The 24403-nt window shown below is 29.5% G+C and carries 13 protein-coding genes; 1 reads left to right on the top strand and 12 read right to left on the bottom strand.

Annotated features, from left to right (window positions below):
• Positions 1-197: 197 nt before the first annotated feature.
• The 4 genes from IC173_RS04865 to IC173_RS04850 form a co-directional block, all read right to left on the bottom strand.
• On the bottom strand, positions 198-2222 hold the full coding sequence (locus IC173_RS04865) for an N-acetylmuramoyl-L-alanine amidase (RefSeq protein WP_227835712.1): 2025 nt from the start codon (positions 2220-2222) through the stop codon (positions 198-200).
• A gap of 259 nt (positions 2223-2481) precedes the next feature.
• The gene (locus IC173_RS04860) at positions 2482-3633 is read right to left on the bottom strand and encodes a DUF5009 domain-containing protein (protein WP_227434448.1); all 1152 of its coding nucleotides are present in this window, start codon (positions 3631-3633) and stop codon (positions 2482-2484) included.
• A 108-nt stretch (positions 3634-3741) separates the two neighbouring features.
• Positions 3742-5319, bottom strand: coding sequence for a cell wall-binding repeat-containing protein (locus IC173_RS04855; protein ID WP_227855230.1), 1578 nt, complete (start codon positions 5317-5319; stop codon positions 3742-3744).
• A gap of 210 nt (positions 5320-5529) precedes the next feature.
• Complete coding sequence (locus IC173_RS04850; protein ID WP_227855229.1) at positions 5530-7941, bottom strand: cell wall-binding cysteine protease Cwp84; 2412 nt, start codon at positions 7939-7941, stop codon at positions 5530-5532.
• A 231-nt stretch (positions 7942-8172) separates the two neighbouring features.
• Between IC173_RS04850 and IC173_RS04845 the strand changes: the two genes are divergently transcribed.
• On the top strand, positions 8173-8568 hold the full coding sequence (locus IC173_RS04845) for a GtrA family protein (protein ID WP_227855228.1): 396 nt from the start codon (positions 8173-8175) through the stop codon (positions 8566-8568).
• Between the two features lie 46 nt (positions 8569-8614).
• Here the strand turns inward: IC173_RS04845 and IC173_RS04840 are convergent, their stop codons facing one another.
• From IC173_RS04840 to IC173_RS04805, 8 genes are all read right to left on the bottom strand, one after another.
• Complete coding sequence (locus IC173_RS04840; RefSeq protein WP_227855227.1) at positions 8615-10450, bottom strand: cell wall-binding repeat-containing protein; 1836 nt, start codon at positions 10448-10450, stop codon at positions 8615-8617.
• Between the two features lie 32 nt (positions 10451-10482).
• Positions 10483-11190, bottom strand: a complete 708-nt coding sequence (locus IC173_RS04835) for a PIG-L family deacetylase (RefSeq protein ID WP_227855226.1) — start codon at positions 11188-11190, stop codon at positions 10483-10485.
• A gap of 104 nt (positions 11191-11294) precedes the next feature.
• Positions 11295-13166: a cell wall-binding repeat-containing protein gene (locus IC173_RS04830; protein ID WP_227855225.1), complete on the bottom strand. Its 1872-nt coding sequence runs from the start codon at positions 13164-13166 to the stop codon at positions 11295-11297.
• A 426-nt stretch (positions 13167-13592) separates the two neighbouring features.
• Complete coding sequence (gene secA, locus IC173_RS04825; RefSeq protein ID WP_227855224.1) at positions 13593-15938, bottom strand: preprotein translocase subunit SecA; 2346 nt, start codon at positions 15936-15938, stop codon at positions 13593-13595.
• A 235-nt stretch (positions 15939-16173) separates the two neighbouring features.
• Entirely contained in the window at positions 16174-18444 is a 2271-nt protein-coding gene (gene slpA / locus IC173_RS04820) for an S-layer protein SlpA (protein ID WP_227855223.1), read from the bottom strand.
• Between the two features lie 212 nt (positions 18445-18656).
• Positions 18657-20246 carry a cell wall-binding repeat-containing protein gene (locus tag IC173_RS04815; RefSeq protein WP_227855222.1) on the bottom strand — a complete coding sequence of 530 codons (1590 nt, stop codon included), beginning with the start codon at positions 20244-20246 and terminating at the stop codon, positions 18657-18659.
• Positions 20247-20465: 219 nt separating this feature from the next.
• A complete protein-coding gene (locus IC173_RS04810) occupies positions 20466-22067 on the bottom strand; it encodes a cell wall-binding repeat-containing protein (RefSeq protein ID WP_227855221.1) in 1602 nt (533 codons plus the stop codon).
• Between the two features lie 368 nt (positions 22068-22435).
• The gene (locus IC173_RS04805) at positions 22436-24319 is read right to left on the bottom strand and encodes a cell wall-binding repeat-containing protein (RefSeq protein WP_227855220.1); all 1884 of its coding nucleotides are present in this window, start codon (positions 24317-24319) and stop codon (positions 22436-22438) included.
• Positions 24320-24403 lie beyond the last annotated feature (84 nt).

The following is a 24403-nucleotide window of genomic DNA, read 5'->3' as shown; positions in this document are numbered from 1 at the left end:
AAATTTTTTAAATTCTTAATTTCAACGTATTTCTATCTTATTTTTGACTTATTTCTATATTATACTCAATAATGAGAAGTTTATCAATACAATAAACGTCATTGTAAACAATTTGATTCTTTGCAAAAATATATCATCTCTTGCTATATTTTACATTATAACAGGAGATGATATATTTTGCTTTAATATTTTTTATTTTATTTTACTGTATCTTCTATTCCTATTCCAATTTGAGTTCCCATTGTCTTTACTTTTTCTGCTGTATTTAACTTGTCCATGTCGCTCTTATTGTCTATAAATGCGCATTCTACAAGTATTGCAGGATATTTATTGTTTCTTAATACATATAGGTAATCATTTCCATTAGCAAGTGTTCTTGTCTTGATTCCTCTATTTTGCATATTAAATTTCTCTAATATTCTTTTTAATATATTTGATGCCGCAGTCTTAGTTGTTCCACCATTTTTATCTTTTACTTTGTAAAAAATTTCCACACCATTGCCAGCTCCGTTAGATGCATTGTAATGTATACTTGTAAATAAATCTGGCTTTATAGTGTTTGATAATGTCGTTCTTTCTCCTAAAGCCATTGTTTTATCTGTATCTCTAGTCATAACAACATTTATACCTTTTGAACGTAAATATTCAGTAGTTGCTAGTGCTGTATTAAGAGTATATTTCTTTTCTTGAGCTCCACCATTTAATCCACTTGTTGCTCCTGAGTCAGAACCCCCATGACCTGGGTCTATCACTACAGTTTTTCCTGCTGCTGAACCTGGATTTTCTGGTTCTGTTGGTGCATTGTGTTTTGATAAACTAGATGCTATAGAATTTATAACACTATCCTTCATTCCATCACCAATTTGATATACTGTTCCTGCTGTTTTTTCTGATAAATTTGTACTATGGTATGCAGAAACGTAAGTTTTTGGAGTTATAAGTATTGGAGATTTCAACTTAGCTGCTAAAGGTCCTGCTGTTATTGAGTCAACTATTATGTCAGATTTTGCAACTAACATTGCACTCAATTCTTTATCTGGATAGAAAGTCTTAATTACCTTCGCATTAGTTTCATGTCTATCAGCTCCAGATACTCTGTTTTTTGAAGTCCCATTTTTTGCTATCTTAGATATTTTATCTATAAGTTTTGATGATAGACTTTGGTCTCCACCTATGTAGTAAGCTTCTTCCAAACCTTGTGAAGATAGCCAATTATATGTACTTTCTGGTACAGAATCTTTATTAGCTAATATTATAGGTTGTTGGTCTTCACCTGCTTTTGATGAAATATTAAGAGCATCGTACTCACCAGCATATCCATTTGCTATATATATCTTATTAACATCATGATACTTATCGATTTCTTTTGCTATAAGTAAAGATGTTTCATGTCTATCAACTCCACCAATACGAGTTACATTTACATCTACAGCAGATTTTATTTGAGATACTGCCTTTTGTGAAACTGAACCATCATCACCTATGATTATTACATCACTTGGGTTTAGACGTTTTAATTCAGCCTTTGTACTTTCTGGTATATCATCTTTATTTGCAAGTAATATTGGTGCATCATATGTAGAAGCAAGTGGAGTAGCTGTGATTCCATCTGCTGCTAGTTCTCCATTAACTATTACAACCTTACTAGCTCCATCTTTCCATCCTTGTTTACTTATCTCAACTGCTGTCTCAAATCTAGTAGCTCCTGCAAGTTTTTTTACTGGTGCAGAAGTTTTTCTCATATATTCATTCACTGCTTTTGTTGAGTTAGCATCACTTATTATAAACTCTTGTGTAACATCATAATCTTTAAGATTTAATCCCATAGATTCTAAATCTTCTTTATTTAAAACCTTCTGTTCATCTTTACCATTTACTTTTATGCTTTGAAGTTCCCATACATTTAAGTATTCTGGGTCTTTGTTATAGTTTATTACACCTTCATATGTATCTGTTTTTTCATTGTAATTTAAAGTAGCTTCAAGTGGCATATCATAACACATAAAGTTTAATGTTATTGAATCAGCATTTAATTTTTCTTTAAACTTTACACTTGCATTCGATTTACTTCCTAACACAACACTTTTTCTTTGTAAATTTATATTAATATCTGAATTAGATTCTGTATTTGCAGTAGTATTTTCCGCTGCTAAAGCCACGTTTGGTGCCACCATTGCTATAGACAACATTCCTGTTGCTAATAATTTTGTTCTCTTTCTCATCGTATCCCCCCTAGATTTTTAGATCTTTAAATCTTATTTAATTCTTATTTAATTCTTCTTGAACTTGTTTTATATTACATAAATTCAATATTATGTAAATCTTTTTTCATTATAGCACAAAAGATTACAAATTGTAATCTTTTTGTAATCTTTTATGGCATGTTTTTTTAATTTTCGCTAGGGAAAAACTGGATTATTACTGAGAATTTCTGCATATTTAAACAAATTGAATAAATATTTTTTTAAACAAAACACTACATTAAATTTTAATAAATATTTTCTTTTTATACATAAACGACATTATTATAACCCAAAACAATACATACAAGAGAGAAAATACAAGAGAATCCCATGTTGTACCTGCCCAAGGTGTTATAAATTCATATGTAGTCCATTCCACCAAAGTAGTAGGATAATCTACTTTATCAGTAAGTTTTGGTAAATTCCAAAACACATGGCTCAATATTTCAAGACACATATATGTAAAAATAGGGCTACTTCCAAGTGCTATTATTGGAGTAAATATTTTGCTTTTATTTTTGATGTCACATATAAAGTAAAATATCGCCAATAAAATACCATAACTTCCAGCCATTAAAAGTACGAATGAACTTGACCATAATCTCTTATTAAATGGAAAATATTGATTAAAAGCAAAAGCACATATAAGTAAAATGATACTCATAATTAATATTTTAAAGAATTTTTTATACTGTCCTATATTTTCTTTTAGAAGTACACACCCCATAGTACAGCCTAACATACCTGAAGAAATTGCTACTATACTCGTTAAAAATCCATCTGGTTCAAACTCTGGCTTGTACAAATGTCCTTTGAAAAAATGGAAATCCACTAATTGTGCAAGAGAACCTTCTAGCTCAAATCCATATGGTTTTGCCACTATATAATATCCCACTATGATAAATGCAGATATACATAAGAAAGTAATTATAGTTGCAGTGCTTCCTACATTCAGTTTTTTTAGTAGTAAATACACTAGACTAGTTACAAGGTATACTAATCCCATACGTTGAAGCACCCCAAGTATTCTTACAGTACTTAAGTCATGATTTCCTAGGTAATTTAAGAAAAATCCAAACAACATTAGTAAAATACTTCTCTTAAATATACTTAGTATTATTCGTATTGTAGATTTATTATTCTTTAGTTTACTGTTTATTGATATTGGAATTGTAACACCTAAGGATATAACAAAGAAAGGAAATGCAAAATCTGCAAGTGTTACACCATGCCATATAGCATGTCTAAGTTGTGGATACATTCTCATCCAAGTCCCAGGATTATTGCAAACTATCATGAGGGCTATTGATAGCCCTCTTATTATATCAATTGATTTAACTCTATTTTTCATAATTTTTGTATCTAATTTACTTTCAAATCCACTCTCCATATTACCTCCCCAAGATTTAATTGTATATTTATCTTTAGCTATGAATCAATCTAACTGTATATTTTCAAATATAAATATAAAATATAGCTTTCTTAAATATACATCTTTTTAGTTAAGAAATTTCTTTAGAAATCCAAGTTTATCTAATATATCTTGTATCTTATTAATTTTCTGGCTTATAGAATCTATAGCTTTTTCAATTGAATCAACCTTAGCTTCTAAATCTTCAACCTGATTTACTTTTTTGTCTATAGTACCATGATTAGTGATGTCACTATTAGATGAGTTATCTATAAGCTTTCCTATATAACCATCATTAATCAATTTTGTATCATTAGCAGATGCCAATATCATCATTGTTTCTATATCTGAATTTCTAGTATTTTCTATAACTCTACCATTTTTGTCACGAACTGACAATATAGTTATTGTATCATGATTGTTAAATCCACCTTCTCCAATATTTCTCACTATAACATTTACTAAAGTAGCATAGTTATTTACCTCACCATTAGGCATATCAATAGTGATAGTCTTTGAACAATCACCTTTTATATTCACAGTTATTGGCTTATTTGTTACCATTCTAAAAGCTTCATTTACAGTATCCTCTTTTGGATTAAAGTTAATAATGTCATTAGGACTTGCAATATTTATCATATTAGTTAATTCCTCAACGGTTTTAGCTTCAAAGATAGTTTTATCTTGTAAAGTCTTAATTTCATTAAAAGCTTCTTCATTTCCATTTCCACCAACTTGTGTTACAGTACTTAATTTTTTAGTACTAAGTATATCCCTTTGCTTTGTATTTAGTTTATCACCGACCAAAACAACAGGTGATTCATTCTTTGCTGCCAATACTCCAACTGCCAATGAATCAATAAGTTGATTTTCATGTTTACTTCCATCTTTAGTTACATATAGATTGTTTAAATCTACATCAGAATAAAATTTTTCTATAACCTTGGCATTAGTTTCATTTCTATCCTTTCCACTCAATCTTTCTGCATTAGGAAGACTCTTTTCTACTGCTCTTGAAACAGAATTTGTACCTCCTATTACATATGCCTTTATAACTTTCTCCTCTTTTATAAATTTCTCAAATGCTTCTACTCCATTCTTTGGACTAGATAATACTACAGGCATATTATTTTGAGCAGAAGGTGCCCCAACACTTACAGCATCACTTAGCCCTTTTTCACCATTTACAACAGCTATCTCCTTAACATCTTTAATATCTTTTAGTTTATTTGCTAAAAGTAATGAAGTTTCATATCTATCATTACCACTAATTCTTTCTACATTTAATCCATCACTTTTTAATTGATTCTCTATATCCTTGTTTAACACGGCAGTCCCACCAATTAAATAAATATCCTTAGCTCCCAAACGCTTTAACTCTGTTTTGGTTCTATCATCCAGTTTATTACTTTCTGTTAAAAGTATTGGAGCTCCCTTAACTTTTGCAAATGGTGTAGCTGAAAGAGCATCAGCCAAAGAACTATCATTGACTAATACAGCATTATTACTAGAACTATATGCTTTTTGACTTATCTTTACAGCAGTTTCATATCTCCCTTCACCTATTAATTTTTCTTCTGTAAGTGCATATGATGAAGTTATAGAAATCCCACTTAAAGTAAGCGCTATTGTTAATGTTTTTAAAATAGTTTTTGGTGCTTTCATTTTATTACCCCCTTATTTCGTTTAAAATCTTACTATATTATATTATAGAATATCTTTACACTATTTTACAGTTTAAAATTATTACATTTTTATCTATAAAAATATATAAAAGAAATAAGCCCCAACCATATTAACGGTTAGGGCTTATTTCCTTTATATATTTTTAAAGCAATATTAAATATTTTTTAAACTATAAAACATTTAACATTATTATTTTCCTAAAAAACTATTTAATTCATTAAAAGCACTTTCATTTCCATTTCCACCAACTCTAATTGGAGTTTCTATTTTCTTAGATTTAAGTACAGTTTTTTGACTTTCATCTAATTTATTTCCAACTAGAACTACTGGTGAATCAGTTTTAGCACCTAATGCTCCTACTGCTAGTCCATCTATTAAGTCACCTTGACTTTTTGAACCATCTTTAACGACAAAAGCATATTTTAAATCTGAATTAGTATAGAACTTGTCTATTATCTTAGCATTAGTTTCATTTCTATTACTTCCTGCAAGTCTTGTTGGATTTGAAAGCTTACTTTCTAAGTTTGATGATAAAGTAGCTGTACCACCAATTATATAAGACTTAGTTATTTTTGATGAGTTTAAAAACTCATCAGCACCTTGTAACTCACTCTTTTCATTAGTAAGTATTATTGGCATATTGTTGTCAGCAGCTGCTGCACCAACACTTATTGCATCTGCAAGTCCATTGACACCATTTGCCACTGCAACTTGTGAAACAGATTTTATACTGTTTAGTTTTTGAGCTAATGATATACTAGTCTTGTATCTATCACTACCACTAATTCTCTCTATTGATATACCCATATTGCTAAGTTGAGTTTGTATATTCTTACTTAGAGAATTTTCTCCACCTATTAGATAAACTTTTTTAGTTCCTAATCTTTGTAACTCTGCCTTAGTTTTTGAATCTAAGTTATCTTTTCCTGTTAAAAGGATTGGAGAATCAATTGCTGCTGTAAATGGTGTAGCTGTTAAAGCATCCACTATTGCATTACCATTTACTAGTACTGCATTTTGTGAAGAAGTCCATCCTTTTTGACTAACTTTAACTGCTGTTTCATATCTGTCAGCTCCAGTTAAAGATTCTCCTGAAGTAGCCTGTCCAGAAGATGTTTTTGTTATAGCTTTTATAACAAAGTTACAAGGAGAGAACTCGCTATATGTATTTATATCCTCAAATTTATTATTTTGAAGTATGTAACTTTCACCTAAGTTTGCTTTAGCTTCATACAAATAATATGCATCTATATCAGTTTCATATGCTAAAGTAGATTTTTCTCTATTAGGATTTGCTGAGTTGTCTATAACTACTACTATAGCTCCTTTTCCTTTTGGTAAGTTATAAGAGTTAGTAGGTACGTTTATATACCCAGAGTATGATACTGTTCCATTTGCAAGTTTTGTCATTGAGTTATTTTGAGGAACTCCATTTACTACTGAAGCATAATATACTTCATATTTTGCTCCTACTGAGTCTGTCTCAAACATAACTGAGTCAAGTTTTTCAGAATCTCTACTGAAATCAAATACATTTGCTGCTGTTATTTTATTTGACATTATTTTACTAAGACCAGCATATTCAAGTTGGTACATTTTTTTGTCACTATCTGGTTTTGATACTGATTTCATTGCATAATTATCTGTGTCTGTTAATAATGTTTGGTCTTCATAAGAAATCCAGAAGAATCCTTTCATAGAATTGAATTCTCCCCAACTACTTTTTACTAGCCATGCTCCATTTGATTCTGGCTTAACGTCTGAAGCAAAGTTATCTTTTGAATAATTATCATCCCATCCTACAATTGCTACTGAGTGATTTAAAGAAGCCCTCTTATTTGTACAGTTATATGCTGTTTCATTTTTATTAAAATAAGTTGAATAATGAGCATACCCTGATGTCACTGAGCCATATTGCATTATAGCATTTTTTACAGTTTCTTTGTCTTTATTAAGACGTACAACATCTGTTACATTAAATTGTGTAGGTGCAGTATCCATATTTGAAGGTCTAGTTGCTCCTTGCTCTTCAGATTTAAGATTATATGGTATATCTTTTTCTAATTTAGGCCCTGCCCATGCTGTAAGATATCCTATAGCTGTTACATTTGAACTACCTGTCATATCTGTTAAGTTCCATCCATGTGTTCCACCAGTTGACCACCATCTAAAGTGTTCTTCTGAAAGGTCATAAGTTCCATATCCTTTTAACTTTAAATATGATTCTAAAGTTGACATACTAGAAAATGCCCAGCATGTATTAAGGTCTCCCTGATTTTTTGCTGGTGTAGTCAATCCTAAGTTCATTGGATTGTATGCTGCACTTGCTTTGTATGATGATGGAAGACTGCTTCTTCCCTTATTTTGAAGTGTTGTACCTTCCATTTCATGTGGAACTGGTATTACTCCATTATATTTTGCTGTGTCTCCATTTTTGACATCTTCTAGATATTGAAGATAGCTTTCAGAATACTCTGCAGTTTCTACTCCATCTAGAGTTTTATTGTTTTCTGCTGAGACAGGTATTGTTGACACTATTAAAAAGCAAACTGTCAACAATGCCAGTAGGCTTGACAATTTTTTTGATTTGTACTTTCTCATATTTACCCCCTTGTATGTATTTAATTTTTATTATATCAGATTTCTAAATCGAGGTCATATTTTATTTTGATAAAATATGGATTATAAGTGTGTATTAATTGTATAGTGCTATAATTTTATTTTTTATGATATTTTATAATGTATTGATTTATTAATTAATGGATATGTTATACTAAAATATGTTAGAATCTTCAAGAATAATTATATTTGATTAGTTTGGGAGGGTTATATTTGATTTTAAAAAAGCATAAAGAGACGATATTATATTTATTTTTTGGAGCATTTACTACTCTTGTAAATATAGTTTCTTATTTATTTTTTACTAGAGTTACTTCATTTAATTTTATGGTCGCAAATACTTTGGCATGGATACTTGCTGTTTTATTTGCTTATGTTACTAATAAGTTTTTTGTGTTTGAAAGTAGAAGAGTTGAGTTAAAGTTCTTATTTAAGGAGTTTTTATCTTTTGTTAGTTTTAGGTTACTTTCTGGTATTATAGAAATGGTTATTATGTATATAATGGTTGATTTGCTTTTTGTAAATGATGTTATAGTCAAAGTATTTACTAATATAGTTGTTATAGTTTTAAATTATTTATTTAGTAAAGCTATAATTTTTAGAAAATAAAAGCAGATTACTTGATAGTAATCTGCTTAATGAATAAATTTAGTTTTTAAATCCCATCATCTGTAATGCTAGATTTTCCCCATCGTGAAACTTCATTTTTTGACGTATCTATTTCTATTGCTTCTATATAAGATCCATCTTTAGCCCTTTCAGTAAATGGTTGATTTGATGTTGGTACTATATTCCAACCTTTAATACTAATTTTTTCTCCAACATATTTGGCAGATGGCTTTTCATCAACTACTCTATAATAAATTTCATACTTTGAACTTTCAGGTTTTGTTGATATAGTTATTCTTACATAATCTTTTAAAGCTGGTATACAAGACTCTACTTTAGGATATAATCCACGAGCCTTTTTATCTTCATCTTTATCAGTATCATTAGTTGTAGGTTTTTTACCACTTATTGATGGTTCTTCACTTCCACTTATAGTATCAATATTACCTGAATTTTTTATTGTTACACTAGAAGAATTATTAGATATTTTAGTTATTTCTCCACGATTCATAATATATACATCTTTTGAATTTTTAAGTATTGTTATAAGCCATATTTCTCCAGAATTTTCATTTTCTATTTTACATCCATTCTCATCATAAATATCTATACCTTGTATACTTCCTTCATTAACTAAAGTATCACTTTTTATATTATTTATTACTAAATCATTATCTATATCCCCTAAATTTTTTATATCTCCATTTGGCATATCTATAGTTATTGATTGTTTGTATATACCCTCAAATTCAATAGTTATAGCTTTATTTGTTTCTATTTTAAATGAATTAGTTATATTTTTATCTTTTTCTGGCTTAAATCTTATAATATCATTTGCATCTGATTTTTTTATAGCAACATTAAGTTCATCAATAGTTTCAACAGTATATTTAGTCTCTTCTTGTATATCTAGTATGTCTTCTACAACATTTTCATTCCCTAAACCTCCAATTTGAGTAACTTTATCTATAATCTTAGTATTTAATATATCTTTTTGATTAGTATCTAATTTATTACCTGCTAGAAGTATTGGGGAATCATTTTTAGCAGCTAATACTCCTACTGCCAAAGAATCTATTAAATCATTCTTATTCTTTGTACCATCTTTTGTAACATAAATATTTTTTATATCAGTACTTTTATAGAATTCTTCTATAATCTTTGCATTTGTCTCACTTCTACTCTCTCCAGCTATTCTTGTAGCATTCGGTAGATTTCTTTCTATATAATTAGAAATAGAATATGTTCCACCTATTACATATGATTTTTCTATATCTTTGCTATCTATAAAATTATCAGCTACTTCAGTTCCATCATTTGAATCAGAAAGTATTATTGGCATATTTTCTTGAGCAGCTATAGCTCCAACACTTACAGCATCAGCAAGTCCTTTTTCTCCATTTACCACAACTATTTTAGATATAGAATTTTCCTTATCTAATTTCTCAGCTAATTTTAAAGAAGTCTCATATCTACTACTCCCAGATATTCTTTCAAAATTTATACTCTCTGCATCTAGTTGCTTTTCAACATTTGAACCTATTGCAATTGAGCCACCTATCAAATATACATTTTTTACACCAAGTCTTTTTAATTCTGCTTTTGTTCTACTATCCAGTTTATTACTTTGAGTTAATAATATAGGTGCATTTTTTACTTTTGCAAATGGAGTAGCTGATAAAGCATCTGCTATTGAATTATCATTTACTAATATAGCATTATCAGACTTTGTCCATCCAGCTTGACTTATTTTTATAGCGGTTTCCCATCTACCAGAACCTGTTAGTGTATCTTTGGTGGACGCATTAGACGTATTTCCATATAATGTAACAGATAAAAATGTTATAGTTAATAATGACACTATCTTTTTTGATATTTTCATTAATTATTACCTCCTAATTCTTTAATAATATTTTATGGAGCATGCACATACTGTATTTTACTTGTAGCTAGTTCATCAAAATGAGATTTTACTGAATGATACCCTATAGCGTAATGCCCGCTTTCTGGATTCCATTTCTTATATGAATTCATTGCACTTAATAACTTCTCTTCTTGGCTAGGTAATACCTCCCATACTTCTACATTTGGATTAACTTTTTTAAAATCAATGTAGTCATATGGTTCTACATAAAATCTTAAGTCTTTTATTTTACCTTCTTTATATAATTCTAAAGCTGCTTCACCTAATGCTCTATGGTCTTCATGTATTCCACTAGCTTTAAATGGAGTCACTGTTTTTACTTTCGCATCTGGATATTCTTTTAGATACTTAAGAATTATTTCTCTTGCCTTTTCTTTATTTAGCTCACCATCATGAGCTCTATTATCTTCTATATGTATATTACTTTCTTTTACACCCATTGCCTCACAACTATCTTTGAATTCTTCATCTCTATTTTTTGAAAATTCACTTTCTGATAGAGAATACTTATGCACATCTTTAATATGATAGGAACATGCTCCTCCATCATCTAGAACTTTTCTTATTATTGATTTACTACCATCTGTACATAAAATTACATGTGTATCACTTTTTTCAACATGTTCAATTATGGCACTACCCATACTTAAAGTTTCATCGTCTTGATGTGGTGTAAAAAATAAAGTTGCATCTACCACTACTATATCCTCCTATTTCATAAAATGTTATAATCTACAATAAATAACTAAACTGTAGAAAAAGATTCCTATATATTAAGGAATCTTCTCCACAGTATAGATTATTACCAACCTAGTATTTTAGCTATCTTTTGTATTACTGTCAATTCAACCCCGTTACCTATTTGAGTTACTTCTGCACCAAGATTTAATTTTTTATCAAGAGCACTTTTTTGTGAATCTGTTATGTCATTTTTAGCTAGAAGTATTGGTCCTTTTCCTGCTGCTAAAGGACCTGCTGCTAATGCATCTACTAGCATACCATTATTTCCATATCCATCTTTTGCTATATATAGTTTATCTAATTTATCATAATATGTTTCTATGACTTTGGCATTAGTATCATGTCTTGTTTCTCCTTCAACTCTTTGAACCTTTCTATCTTTATCAATATCAATAAGTTGATTTTCAATTTGGCTAGATACATTGTTAGAACCACCAACTATACCAATCTCTTTTCCATCCATCAATTTGATAGCTTCTGCTGAGAGATCATTCCAGCCATTTACTATTATAGGAGCCTTAAGTTCAGCAGCTTTAGCAGCTATACTCATAGCATCAGCTTCGCCTCTCGCACCTACTACAAATGCATCTTTAAAAGAACCCATAGCTTTTGCTACTGCTACAGAAGTTGTATGTCTATCATCTCCAGCTAGTCTTTCAACATTTTTAGTTACCGATTCTAATTGCTTTTTAGCTGTATTTGATACTGCTGATTCTCCTCCAACTATGTATATTTTAGCTGATGGACTTTTCTTAATTATATCTTTTATATAGTCTAAAGTTACTTTTGGTATTTCATTATCAGATGCTAATAATATAGGCGCCTTTTTAGATTGAGCCAGTGGTGTAGCTGCTAATCCATCAACTAGTTTATTTGAATTAACTATAACTACATTGTCAGTATATTTTGTTTGTTTTGCTATAGCTACAGCAGTTGCATATCTATCATCTCCAGCTATCAATTTAACTTTCGAATTTCCTTCTAATGCAGCTTTAACATCTTTTAAATCCTTCTCATTAGCACTTTCTACAGTAAGCTCTATAGCTTTTCCAGATGCATCAGTATACTTAACAGTAAATTTATATTTTCCTGTTTCTGAATCTTTTGCTGAAATATCACTAATTGATTTTGATGTACCATTTACTACCATATTACCTTGAACAGTTAATCTATATCCATCATATAAATCTTGTGGTGAAACTGTATTTAGGTCACTATTTTTTATAGTTATTTCAGCTAATTTAACATCAGCTATGTCTTTAGTTCCTGCTAAACCTAACTTATTTATTTTATTTACTTTAAATCCTTCTACAGATGGGTCTAAATTTGTTCCAGTTGAGTCAACTGGATTTGCTGTTAAATCAATCTTTTCATCACCAATGCCTATTTCTATAGTTTTAGAAGTTATTGTTTCTTCTTTATCTCTTAAAGTTATGACTAATTTATCTTTAGCACTATCATATGAAGCTTTTACGTCTGCAACTTTATAAATTCCATTATTTTCAGTTTTAGCTTTTTCTGTTATAGAATTAGCTTCAGCTGAAAGGTCTGCTGAGTTTTCATATTTTTCAATTGCTTCAGCAACTACTTCATTAGCACTGTTTGTTATATGTCCTTTGTCTGTTATAGTTACTAGAAGTTCTTTATTTTCTCCCAAAGCATTTACTAATTTTTCTAATTCATCTATATTAGTTATTATTTTTAATTGTGATGAAGTTTCACCAACTTTTATTTCATATATTGGTTGTCCAACTTGAGAACCTCCAGTATACTTTTGAGACATTAAGTCTCTAACTTTTGAAACTAATTCTGTAGCTTCTTTTTTAGTTATTGTTTCTTTTTTTACCTGTGTAGTTTCTGCAGCAAAAATTGGAGCTACTGATGTACTTATCATTGCAGCTGCCATAACTATAGAAATATTTTTTCTATTCATAGTATTTTCCCCCTAAAAAATTCAATTTTTCATCATTTTTTCCTTATTTACCAATTATAATATATATTTGATATTATTTCAATAAATAGGCTATATTGTAATAATTAACCATTTGGTATGAAATTCTTTTTTATACTTTATTTTTTAAGTATTTATGTATACAAAAAGGTAACAAAATTGTAATTTTTTTTAATAATCCAGTTTATAACTAATAGACTTTTCATCTTCTTTATAGTATAATATTAAATGGAAGAAAGAAATTTCAAGCATCTCTTTTTTCCGTATTTCTCACACAGAAAAAGAAGCTGATTTTCAGCTTCTTTTTCATTTATATGAATTTATTAATTTAATTATAATCTTATCATATATAAATCAAAATACTTATTTATTACCTCTTTTTAATTAAGATAATCTAAGTTATTATTTTTAACTAAATTTATATAGGTATTGCACTGTTGTTTCCCTTATATTTTTATTTAGTTCTTCAAACATATCATATCCTTCTAAGGCATATTCCTTAAATGGATCTTTTTGAGCATAAGTTTTTAAGCCTACATACTGTCTCAATTGTTCCATAGCATCTATATGTTCTATCCAGTATTGGTCAACTACTTTTAAAAGTACTGTCTTTTCCAACTCTGCAACCTTTTCAATACCAATCATCATCTTTTTCAAGTCATAAACTCTTTTCGAAATTTCATAAGTACTATCAACTATTTCTTGTACACTTTTTTTATCTACTCCAGAAATTAATAATGTATCAGCTGGCATAAATGTACTATATAAATGTTTAAAATATCCATAATAGTCTCTTTTTCTTCCAACTAAATAAGTTTCTCCTGCTTCTTGTATTATGTCCTTAACCATTTTTTGAATATCTTCTTGAATATCCTCATCATTTAAAACTTTATTTCTTTCATTATATATAACTTTTCTCTGTTCATTTATAGTATCATCATATTTAAGAACATTTTTTCTTATTTCAAAGTTTTTGCCTTCTACACCTTTTTGTGCTCTTTCTATAGCTCTTGTAAGTGCTTTACTTTCAATAGCTTTATTTTCATTTGAACTAGTTCTTTTCATTAATTTCTCTATAGTTTTTCCACCATAAAGTTTTATTACATCATCTTCAAGGCTTACAAAAAATCTTGATGTACCTGGGTCTCCTTGACGACCAGAACGTCCTCTAAGCTGATTATCAATTCTTCTTGACTCATGCCTTTCTGTTCCTATAACATAAAGGCCTCCTAAATTTTTAACGTCTTGTTCTTCTTCTTTATCTCCTGCTCCTAAAGAAATATCAGTTCCTCTACCTGCCATATTTGTGGCAATTGTTATAGCATCCAATTTACCAGCTTTAGAGATTATTTCTGCCTCTCTATCATGTTGTTTTGCATTTAAGACTTGATGCTTTATACCTTGTTTTTTAAGCATTTTAGATAACTTTTCAGACTTCTCAACAGAAACTGTACCAACAAGTATTGGCTGTCTAGTCTTATGTATCCTTATTATTTCTTCTACAACAGCATTGTATTTTTCTTCTTCTGTTTTAAATACTTTGTCATGTAAATCAGCTCTGATAACTGGTTTGTTAGTTGGGATTTGAACAACGTTTAATTTATAGATTGACTCAAATTCTCCTTCTTCTGTCTTTGCAGTACCAGTCATTCCTGAAAGTTTTTCATACAGTCTAAAGAAATTTTGATAAGTAACTGTAGCCATGGTTTTAGATTCATTTTTTATTTCGACACCTTCTTTAGCTTCTATAGCTTGATGAAGTCCATCTGTAAATCTTCTTCCATCCATTACTCTTCCTGTAAATTCATCAACTATCATTACTTCTCCATTTGAAATAACATAGTCAACATCTTTTCCCATAAGCTTATGACCTCTTAAAGCTTGATTTATATGATGATATAATTCTATATTCTTTATATCCGTAATGTTCTTTATACCAAAAAATGACTCTGCCTTACTTATACCACTTGCTGTTAATGCTATGGTTTTATCTTTCCTATCCATCTCAAAATCTTCTTCTTTAACAGTTTTTATAAAGCTATTTGCTAGTTCATAGAGATTTAAATCTTCATCTCCATCTCCTGCAATGATAAGTGGAGTTCTAGCCTCATCTATTAATATTGAGTCTACTTCATCTACTATAGCAAAATTCAACTCTCTTTGTACCTTATGCGATAAATTTGGAACCATATTATCTCTTAAGTAATCAAACCCAAATTCGCTATTTGTACCATAAGTTATATCACATTTGTATTGCTCTTTTCTTATACTTGGGTCTTGATTAGATACAATTACGCCTACAGTCAAGCCTAAAAATTCATATACTGGACGCATAAGTTCTTTATCTCGTTCTGCCAAATAGTCATTTACTGTAATCACATGAACGCCTTTTCCTGTTAAAGCATTTAGATATACTGGAGCTACCTCAACTAAAGTTTTTCCTTCACCAGTCTTCATCTCAGCTATCTTTCCTTGATGAATTACTATACCACCAATTAATTGCACTCTATATTGACGCATTCCTAAAACTCTTTTTGAAACTTCTCTAGCTACAGCAAATGCTTCTGGAAGTATATCATCTAAACTTTCACCTTTTTCCAATCTAACTCTAAAATCATTTGTCATTTCTTTTAATTGATCATTATCTTTAATCTCCATGTATTTTTCTAAAGATTCTATTTTATCTACTATTAAATTTAATTTTTTTATTTCTTGTTCATCTGCCTTATCCAAAATTGCATCTAAAACTGACATATTTTCTTTACCTCCTCTTTTATAATACAATTATTATTATACCTTAAAATTATAGAATAGTAGACAATTATTTTATTGTATAGTATAATAATCATACTTAAATAAATTACATCTTTAGATATTTAAGTATTTCTCACATAAAAAAGAGACTAAATCTAGTCTCTTTTTTTATACTTAAAAATATAATAAAAAAGGCTTCTCATATGAGAAACCCTTTCATATTATTACATTTATATTACATACTTAATAAATCTTTTAATTTGTTTATAACTGAAGTAGCTATACCTTTACCAACTTGAACTAAGTTTTCTCCATTATCTTTGTCAAGAACTTTACTTATAGATACGCTTTGATCTGAAGATAAAGAATCAGTAGCTAATACTATAGGTGCTGGAGATACTAATTTGTTTTTATCATTGTCAGCACCAGTTAATACAGTACCATTTTTGTCTACTGGTTTACCATCAGAATTAAGAGTTACACCAAAGTTTGCTGCAACTGGAGCTGCTGCTAAAGCATCAACCAATTGATCTTCTTTAGTAGAACCATCTTTAGCTACAAAGAAATTAACTACTTTTTCATCATTATTTAAGTTATCTTGATAATAAGAAGATTCTTTTATAACTTTTGCATTAGTTGCTTGTCTATCATCTCCACTATATCTATCTGGAGATTTACCTGTAGCATCATCTATTGCATTTTCAACATCTTTAGATACACTATTTTCCCCACCTATTATATCAACTTGTGAATCATCTAAGAAATCTTTCACATCATCATTTATAGTTTTAGCTTTTCCATCTACAACTACTATTGGTGTAGCCTCACCATCAGCTAAATCTATCTTACCATTAGCATTTCTTAATTGAGATGCAACTGGAGCGATACTCATAGCATCTGCTAATCCTGTTCCCCCAACTACGAATGCCTTATCATTGTCAAGACCTACTTCATCAGCTATTTTTAGAGAAGTTTCATATCTATCATCTCCTGCTAATCTTGTAACTTTAAGTCCCATATCTTTTAATTCATTTTCAACTTCTTTAGATATAGAATTAACTCCACCAGCTAAATAAACTTTCTTTGAAGTATTTATACCTGTTGTGCTCTTTATGTTCATAACTCTCTTTATTTCAGCTTTTACACTTGAATCTAACTTATCTTTTGAAGTTAATAATAAAGGAGCTTGCTTTTCAGAAGCTAATGGAGAAGCTACAAGTCCATCAACTATTGCATTTCCTCCAACTAATACTACATTATTAACTGAATCTCTGAATATAGCATTTTCATCATCAGAATTATAGTATTTTTGACTTAATGCAATTGCAGTTTCTATTCTGTCTTCTCCTGCTACTTCTATAGCATTTGAATATCCATTATTATATGTTCTTAAATCATCTATATAATCTTTCAAATCTTTCTTCTTATCTGACTTAAGAGTTAATTTTACTGGTGTGTTTTCATCAGCTATTGAAGCCTTTGCAGCACTCTTAGTTGTAACTCTTTTTCCTTCTGGATAAAGAACTACTTGATGTTTTCCACTAACTTCTTCTACTAATCCATTAGTATCTGCTTCGTCTCCATTTAACACCTTATAAAGAGTACTTAAATCAGTTTTATTAAATACATATTTTTTAGCCAAATCTTGTGCTGTTTTACTAGAACTAGCATCAATATCTATAGACTCTTCTTTAGCATTTACTACTCTAAGTTTAGTTATTACTGGTTGAACACCACTACTTGGTGTTTTTTTAGCAAAATCAATAGTTGCTTTATTTCCAGGAACAACAGTAAGTTTAAGAGCAGCAGTTATGTCTATAACATCATTATCTCCTAATTTAACAATTTTTTCTGAAGACCCATCTGCAAATGTAAGTCCAGTTGAATAAGTTGTCTCACTTTCTTTACCAAATTTAGTAGTATCCATAGCTGTTTTTATAGTAAGCTTAACTGCAGTTTCAGATGAATCTGTATATACTGCGTCAATAACACCTGACATTGCAAGTTTTGTTCCTGCAGAATTTACTTCAGTACCACCACTAGCAGCACCTGTATTTTCAACAACACCATTCTCTGAAGTTGTTGCAGCAATTATAGCATCTGTTGAAGCATTTGTTAAATTTTTCAATGCAACAAGTTTACTTGTAGTTACTTTATCACCTTGACCTGGAGAAGTTATTAAGAAATCAACATAATCTCCATCACCTAAATTATCTAATTTATTATCTACTTGTGTAAACAACAATTTACTTGCATCTGCTGCAGTAAGATCAGCACCTACTTTTATAGTAGATGCTAAAGTTCCCTCAAAGAAAACTTTAATTTCTGTTATACTTCCATCTAATAATCCTTTTTGTAATTGTTCAACAGCTTTCTTATACTTACTTTGTACCACTGTATATCCTTGATCACCAGTTTCAACTTTTGTATCGTCTGCAAATACAGGAGCCGCAGAAGCTAATACTGTTAAACCTGACATAGCTATTGCTATATTTTTCTTATTCATTTCTTAAATTCCTCCCAACATTATATTAAAATTACATCTCTTTATTATGTACATAGAATAATCATCCATATATTCCTAATATTTCTCACATCTCTATAATAATCCATTTTAATTCTTTTTGCAAGGCATTTTTTTGAAATTATTATTTTATCCAAAGATATGAGTTTTTATACCCCTAAATTGTACTATTTAATAATTAAAAAAATTTAATTTTATTTATTTAAAAATTCTTGAGTAGCATATACTTCTCCATTAGACAATATATATAATCCAAACCCAGTATATACAAAATCACTATTTAGCATATTTTCATTATATTTATCTGACTTCTTCCAAACTGTAAATATTACATTTGCTACTTCTCTAGCATCCTTCGTTGTATAAGTACTCTTAGTAACAAGAGGTACAAAAGCTATATTTTCTTCACTTCTCATTCCATATCCAGTGAATACTTCAACAGACTTTTTACCATCTATTACATGTGAAAACTGACCTTTATCTGCCATATATTTAGACCAAGAGTTAGAAAGCCCTTCTAAGTTTTTAGAAACTTGTAGTGCTTCTTTTCCTTTTTCTTTTCTATAAGAATTTACCAAACTATACATTTCACTAGAAACCATTCTTTTAAATTCAGTACTATTCATATCATTAGTCTTGTATTCAAGTACATTTACTTCTACATTTACTGATGTAGTCTTTCCACCAATATCAGTAGCTTTTATAGTCACTTTGTATTTACCAACCTTATCAGTATTAATATTGCCTATAATCTCTGGTGTTAAATCGTTACCATTACTATCCTTTGCAACTATATTCAGTTTTTTTATATCAAACTTATCTCCTTGATATACATTTAAATTCCCAATAGTTATTGTTGGTGCACTTGCATCCAATGCTGATGCACTTAAACATTGTTCTAGTGTCTTTTCATCTATTCCTCCTAGTGCTGTGATTTTATCAGCACTTCTAATTACAGACTTGTCACTACTTCCATCAACCAATACAATAGGTGCATTTTTTGCTATAGAAGAACCAGCAACTGCATCCGCTAATTGGAATCCTTTAGAAAGATAGAATTCTTTTGATGAGCTATAAAAGTGTTTTATGACTTTTTTATTGGTCTCAAATCTATCCTCTCCTGCTAATCTAACTGCATCAGTTTTTTTAACCAAATCATTGCTTATTATCTCCTCTGAACCAAGAGCATAACATTGTATGCCTTCTTTTGTATCAAATGGTACACTTTTCCCGTCAGTTAAAATTATAGGAACCCCATCTCTTGATGCTACTGATGATGCAGACATTGCATCAGCCTCACCTGTGTATCCATTAGTTATAAAAAATTTACTTACAGGCTTTATTGAAGCTATTTCTTTTGCTATAAGATAACTAGTTTCAATTCTATCATTACCACCTATTCTTTTAACTTCTATTCCTTTTTGGTTTAATTTATTCTCAACTGATTTTCCTATTGATTCTTCAGTTCCTATTATGTAAACTTTTTTTACACCTTTTAACATTTTTTCTGTATCTGATGGTATGCTATTTTTTTGTGATAATAATATAGGTGCTTTAACCGCTCCTGCTAATCCACTTGCACTAAGTCCATCTGCTAAAGTATTGTCTGTATTTACTAGTACTACATTTTCATATGTTTGCTTCTGTGCAATTTTGGCAGCTGTCTCATATCTATCCTTCCCTTGTATCTTTTCTATACTTGAAAGTGCATTGATATTTACTGCCCCTGCCATTATTAATGATACTGTCAATCCTATTGATAATATTCTCTTATCTACCTTCATAAAACTCCTCCTACCAATCTTTTAATAATTCAACTCATTATAAATTACATCCTCAGTAGTTATTCCCTTAAAATTTATAAATATCTAAAATAAAAAACATCTAAAATACCATAACCTGTAAAGCAAATAACAAAACAGATTACAAAAAGTACTTTAGATGTGATTTTAAATTTTATGATATCAGTAAATTAATAAAAAAACAAGATTTATGGTAGTTTTTTACAAACTACCTTCATTACCATTTAAAAATTCTTGAGTAGCATGCACTTGTCCATCTGACAATATATAAAGTCCAAATCCAGTACTAGAAAAATCATCACTAAGCATATTTGCGTTGTATTCAGGAGACTTCTTCCACACTTCAAATATAGTCTTTGCCATATCTTTAGCATCTTGAGTCGTTTGAACACTCTTAGAATTAATATAAATATAAGCTATATTCTCTTCACTTCTCATTCCAAATTCAGAAAATACTTGTGGGGCATTCTTACCATCTATATAATGCGCAAAAACTTTTTTATCCATCATATACTTAGACCATGCATTTGCCATTCCTTCTAGCCTACTAGATACTACTAAAGAATCTTTCCCTTTTTCTTTTCTATAAGAATTAATTAGGTTATACATTTCAGTAGACACCATCTTTTTAAACTCTGGGCTATTGTAGTCATGAGTTTTATCGTCTAGCACTTTTATTTCTACCCTTTTTTCTGTGCTCTTCCCCCATTCATCTGTAGCCTTTAATGTTAATATATATGTACCTACTCTATTTGTATCTATAAATCCATCAATTTCTATTGGTAAAACCCTCCCAGTATTATCTTTAGCTACTATATTCAACTTACTACTATCAAACTTTTCCCCTTTATATAGCTCTGTAGTTCCTATTGTGATTGTTGGAGATTGCCCATTTGACTTTGATGCGCTTACACATTGTTCTATCACCTTGTCACTTAACTCACCTATAGAAGTTATATGCTTAGCTCCTTCTAACACAACTTTACTACTACCATCATTAACTAATACCATTGGAAAATCTTTAGTTAATGGTGCAGCTGCTATAGCATCTACTAATTGATAGCCATCTGATACATAGAACCTATCTACATTTTTATAAAAATAGTCTATTACCTTCTCATTAGTTTTAAATCGGTCAGTTCCTTCTATTCTTACTGAGTTTGTATTTTTAACTAGAGCATTGCTCATTATTTCTTCTGAGCCTATACAATATGATTGTATACTTTTAACATCAAAGGGTATACTCTTCCCATCTGTAAGTATAATTGGAACACCATCTCTAGTAGCTACTGATGATACACTCATAGCATCTGCTTCTCCACTATATGCATTAGTTAATAGTACCTTATCCACTTTTTTTATAGTTGCTATTTCTTTAGCTATTAGATAACTTGTTTTTAGCCTATCTTCTCCACCAATTCTCTTTACTTCTATATGTTTAGAATCTAGTTCTTTTTCTACTGATTTACTTATAGTATCTTCTGTACCTATTATGTATGCTTTTTTGATATTTTTTAGACATTTATTTGTCTCTGTTGGTATCTTATTTTTTTGTGTAAATAATATTGGTGCTTTTGTTGCACCTGACAACCCACTTGCACTTAATCCATCTGCAAGAGATTTTTCTGTATTTACTAAAATAACTGTTTCATAAGTTTGTTTGTCAGCTATCTTTGCTGCTGTTTCATATCTATCTTTGCCATATATTTTTTCTACTACTGATGATGCATTTACACTTTTGAAGTTTACCAAGATTAATGATACTGCTAGACCTAATGATAATATTTTTTTATTCATTTTCATATCCCCCTGATGATTTTTATGTTTTATATTTATATGGTTTTTACTTTTTTTTATTATTTTGTTATTTTTTGTATATTATAAAGTATATCTTATATAAATATATTACGTCTATATATTAATATTTTATTTAATTAAAAATTCAAAAACTATCTCTAGTTATATTTTAAATATTTGTAAGATATATTTCATTATTAAAAATAATTTACATCACTTTACAAATTAAATTTAATTCTACTTAAATTTTCACATATATTCCAGCATAATATTATTAAGATAATATAAATAAAAATAAGAATGCACTTAGACATATGATTTATATCTAAATACATTCTTATTTTAAACTTACTTACTTATATTTACTTTGATATTTATTTTGATTCAATTAAACTCTTAATCTTATCTACTACAGATGAAGCTATTCCTCCACCCACTTCAAACAACTTAGATGAATTTTTATTTTTTAATGATGATTCTTGTGATTTATCTAACGTATTTGTAGCAAGTACAACTGGCGAATTATTTTTAGCTGCCAATGGACCAACTGCCAAAGCATCTATAAGCTTATCTTGATTAGCAACTACAACCCCATCCAATTTGGAATGAGAATAGAATTTATCTATTACTTTAGCATTTGTCTCTTGTCTATTTTGACCTGCAACTCTATTTTTTGACACATCTTTATTCGTTATTTTTCCAACTTGCTCAATAGCCTTGTTAGATATTTTTTCTACTCCACCAATAAAGTATACATTTGACACTTTGTTTGATTTAATAAATTGTTCTGCTTCATTATCTACACCATCCTTTTGTGTAAGTACTATTGGAGTTTTTTCCTTTCCAGCTAATGATGCTATTGATAATGAATCTGCTTCTCCATTTCCTGCTCCTATGTACAACTTGCTTACATTATTTGTCTTATCAATTTCTTTTGCTATATTAATAGAAGTTTGATATCTTGTTTCTCCACCTATTCTTTGTACTGATATCTTTGAATTTATGCCTTTAATAGCTTCAACAACTGAATTTGGCATTGAGTTATTTCCACCTACTACAATTACTTTTGATGGATTTAATCTTTTTAGTTCTTCTATAGTTTTTTGAGGAAGTTTATCATTTGAAGATAAAAGAATTGGTGAATTTTTTACACTAGCAAGTGGTGTAGCAGTAAGCCCATCCACCATACTTCTGTCTTCTCCATTTACTATCATAACTGTATCTGACTTTGTCCATCCACTTTGAGATATTTTAACAGCAGTTTCAAATCTATCTGCACCTTTTAATTTTTTTACTTTAACATTAGATGTAGAGTCGCTTGAACTTCCTCCACTAGAACTACTACCTCCAGATGAACCACCTGAATTATTATTTCCACCATTATTATTGTCATCAGAATTGTCTGGTGGTAATTCATCTGGTTTAGCTAACTCATTATCAACTACATACTCTAAACTTTTTGGAAGTGTAACTTCAACATACTTACTTATTGTAGCTTTTCTTCCTTTACTTGATTTTTGTGATAATCCAAGCTTCAATATTATATTTGAACCACTTTCTTCTGTTTCTTTACTAACAACAGAATAGTTTATTCTAATATTATTTAATAAATATTCAAGTGATTCACTTTTCTCAACCTTATATTTTTCAGGATCGTTTTTACTAGTTCCAGTTCCTCCTATTGGTTTTACTTCATTCTCATTGATAAGAGTAAAGTTTAAACTTTCACTAGAATCTATACTTTCATAATCAACGGTTTTATTGTTGTAAGTTACAATTTTTAAAGCTGGTTTGGAATTTTCCCCATTACCCAATATTTTATACTTAGCACTTGAATTACTTCCAGATTTTTTTACTGATATTCTTCCTATATTTAATGTATTTCCATCTAACAAATCTTCATTTGATGTAACATATATATCTAATGTTGTTGTATTACTTGCTTTATCATATGTTGAAACACAATTGGCATTTGCATTTCCACTTTTTATCTGAGCTTCTATATTATCAGACCACTTAATCTTTTGGCCTGGCTCATTATCTAGTACTTCAACCTCACCTTGTACTTTTATACTAGCTTGAAATGAATATACTATATTTTCTACTGAATCCACAGATATATCTATAGTATTTACTTTTTCATATGTCTTTGTTCCTTGTAACACTGGAGCAGCATATGCACATGTAGCACTACCAGTTACAGCTACTGCCATAGTTGACACTGCAATAGTTCTTATAAGAGATTTTCCTTTACTCATTAACACCCGTCCTTATCTACCATCAGCCAGATAGATAAAATCCTTTATTTATCTGGCTTTTATATTTAATTTATAAATTACCCT

Source organism: Clostridioides sp. ES-S-0048-02 (assembly GCF_020658495.1).
In the GTDB taxonomy this organism is placed as follows: Bacteria; Bacillota; Clostridia; order Peptostreptococcales; family Peptostreptococcaceae; genus Clostridioides.
This window is presented reverse-complemented; position numbering and strand designations above follow the sequence as displayed.

Bases quoted from the DNA above. Each gene is read 5' to 3' on its own strand.
- IC173_RS04860 (WP_227434448.1), bottom strand. From the start codon at position 3,633: ATGGAGAGTGGATTTGAAAGTAAATTAGATACAAAAATTATGAAAAAT.
- IC173_RS04865 (WP_227835712.1), bottom strand. From the start codon at position 2,222: ATGAGAAAGAGAACAAAATTATTAGCAACAGGAATGTTGTCTATAGCA.
- IC173_RS04855 (WP_227855230.1), bottom strand. From the start codon at position 5,319: ATGAAAGCACCAAAAACTATTTTAAAAACATTAACAATAGCGCTTACT.
- IC173_RS04850 (WP_227855229.1), bottom strand. From the start codon at position 7,941: ATGAGAAAGTACAAATCAAAAAAATTGTCAAGCCTACTGGCATTGTTG.
- IC173_RS04815 (WP_227855222.1), bottom strand. From the start codon at position 20,246: ATGAAGGTAGATAAGAGAATATTATCAATAGGATTGACAGTATCATTA.
- IC173_RS04840 (WP_227855227.1), bottom strand. From the start codon at position 10,450: ATGAAAATATCAAAAAAGATAGTGTCATTATTAACTATAACATTTTTA.
- IC173_RS04830 (WP_227855225.1), bottom strand. From the start codon at position 13,166: ATGAATAGAAAAAATATTTCTATAGTTATGGCAGCTGCAATGATAAGT.
- IC173_RS04805 (WP_227855220.1), bottom strand. From the start codon at position 24,319: ATGAGTAAAGGAAAATCTCTTATAAGAACTATTGCAGTGTCAACTATG.
- slpA (WP_227855223.1), bottom strand. From the start codon at position 18,444: ATGAATAAGAAAAATATAGCAATAGCTATGTCAGGTTTAACAGTATTA.
- IC173_RS04810 (WP_227855221.1), bottom strand. From the start codon at position 22,067: ATGAAAATGAATAAAAAAATATTATCATTAGGTCTAGCAGTATCATTA.
- secA (WP_227855224.1), bottom strand. From the start codon at position 15,938: ATGTCAGTTTTAGATGCAATTTTGGATAAGGCAGATGAACAAGAAATA.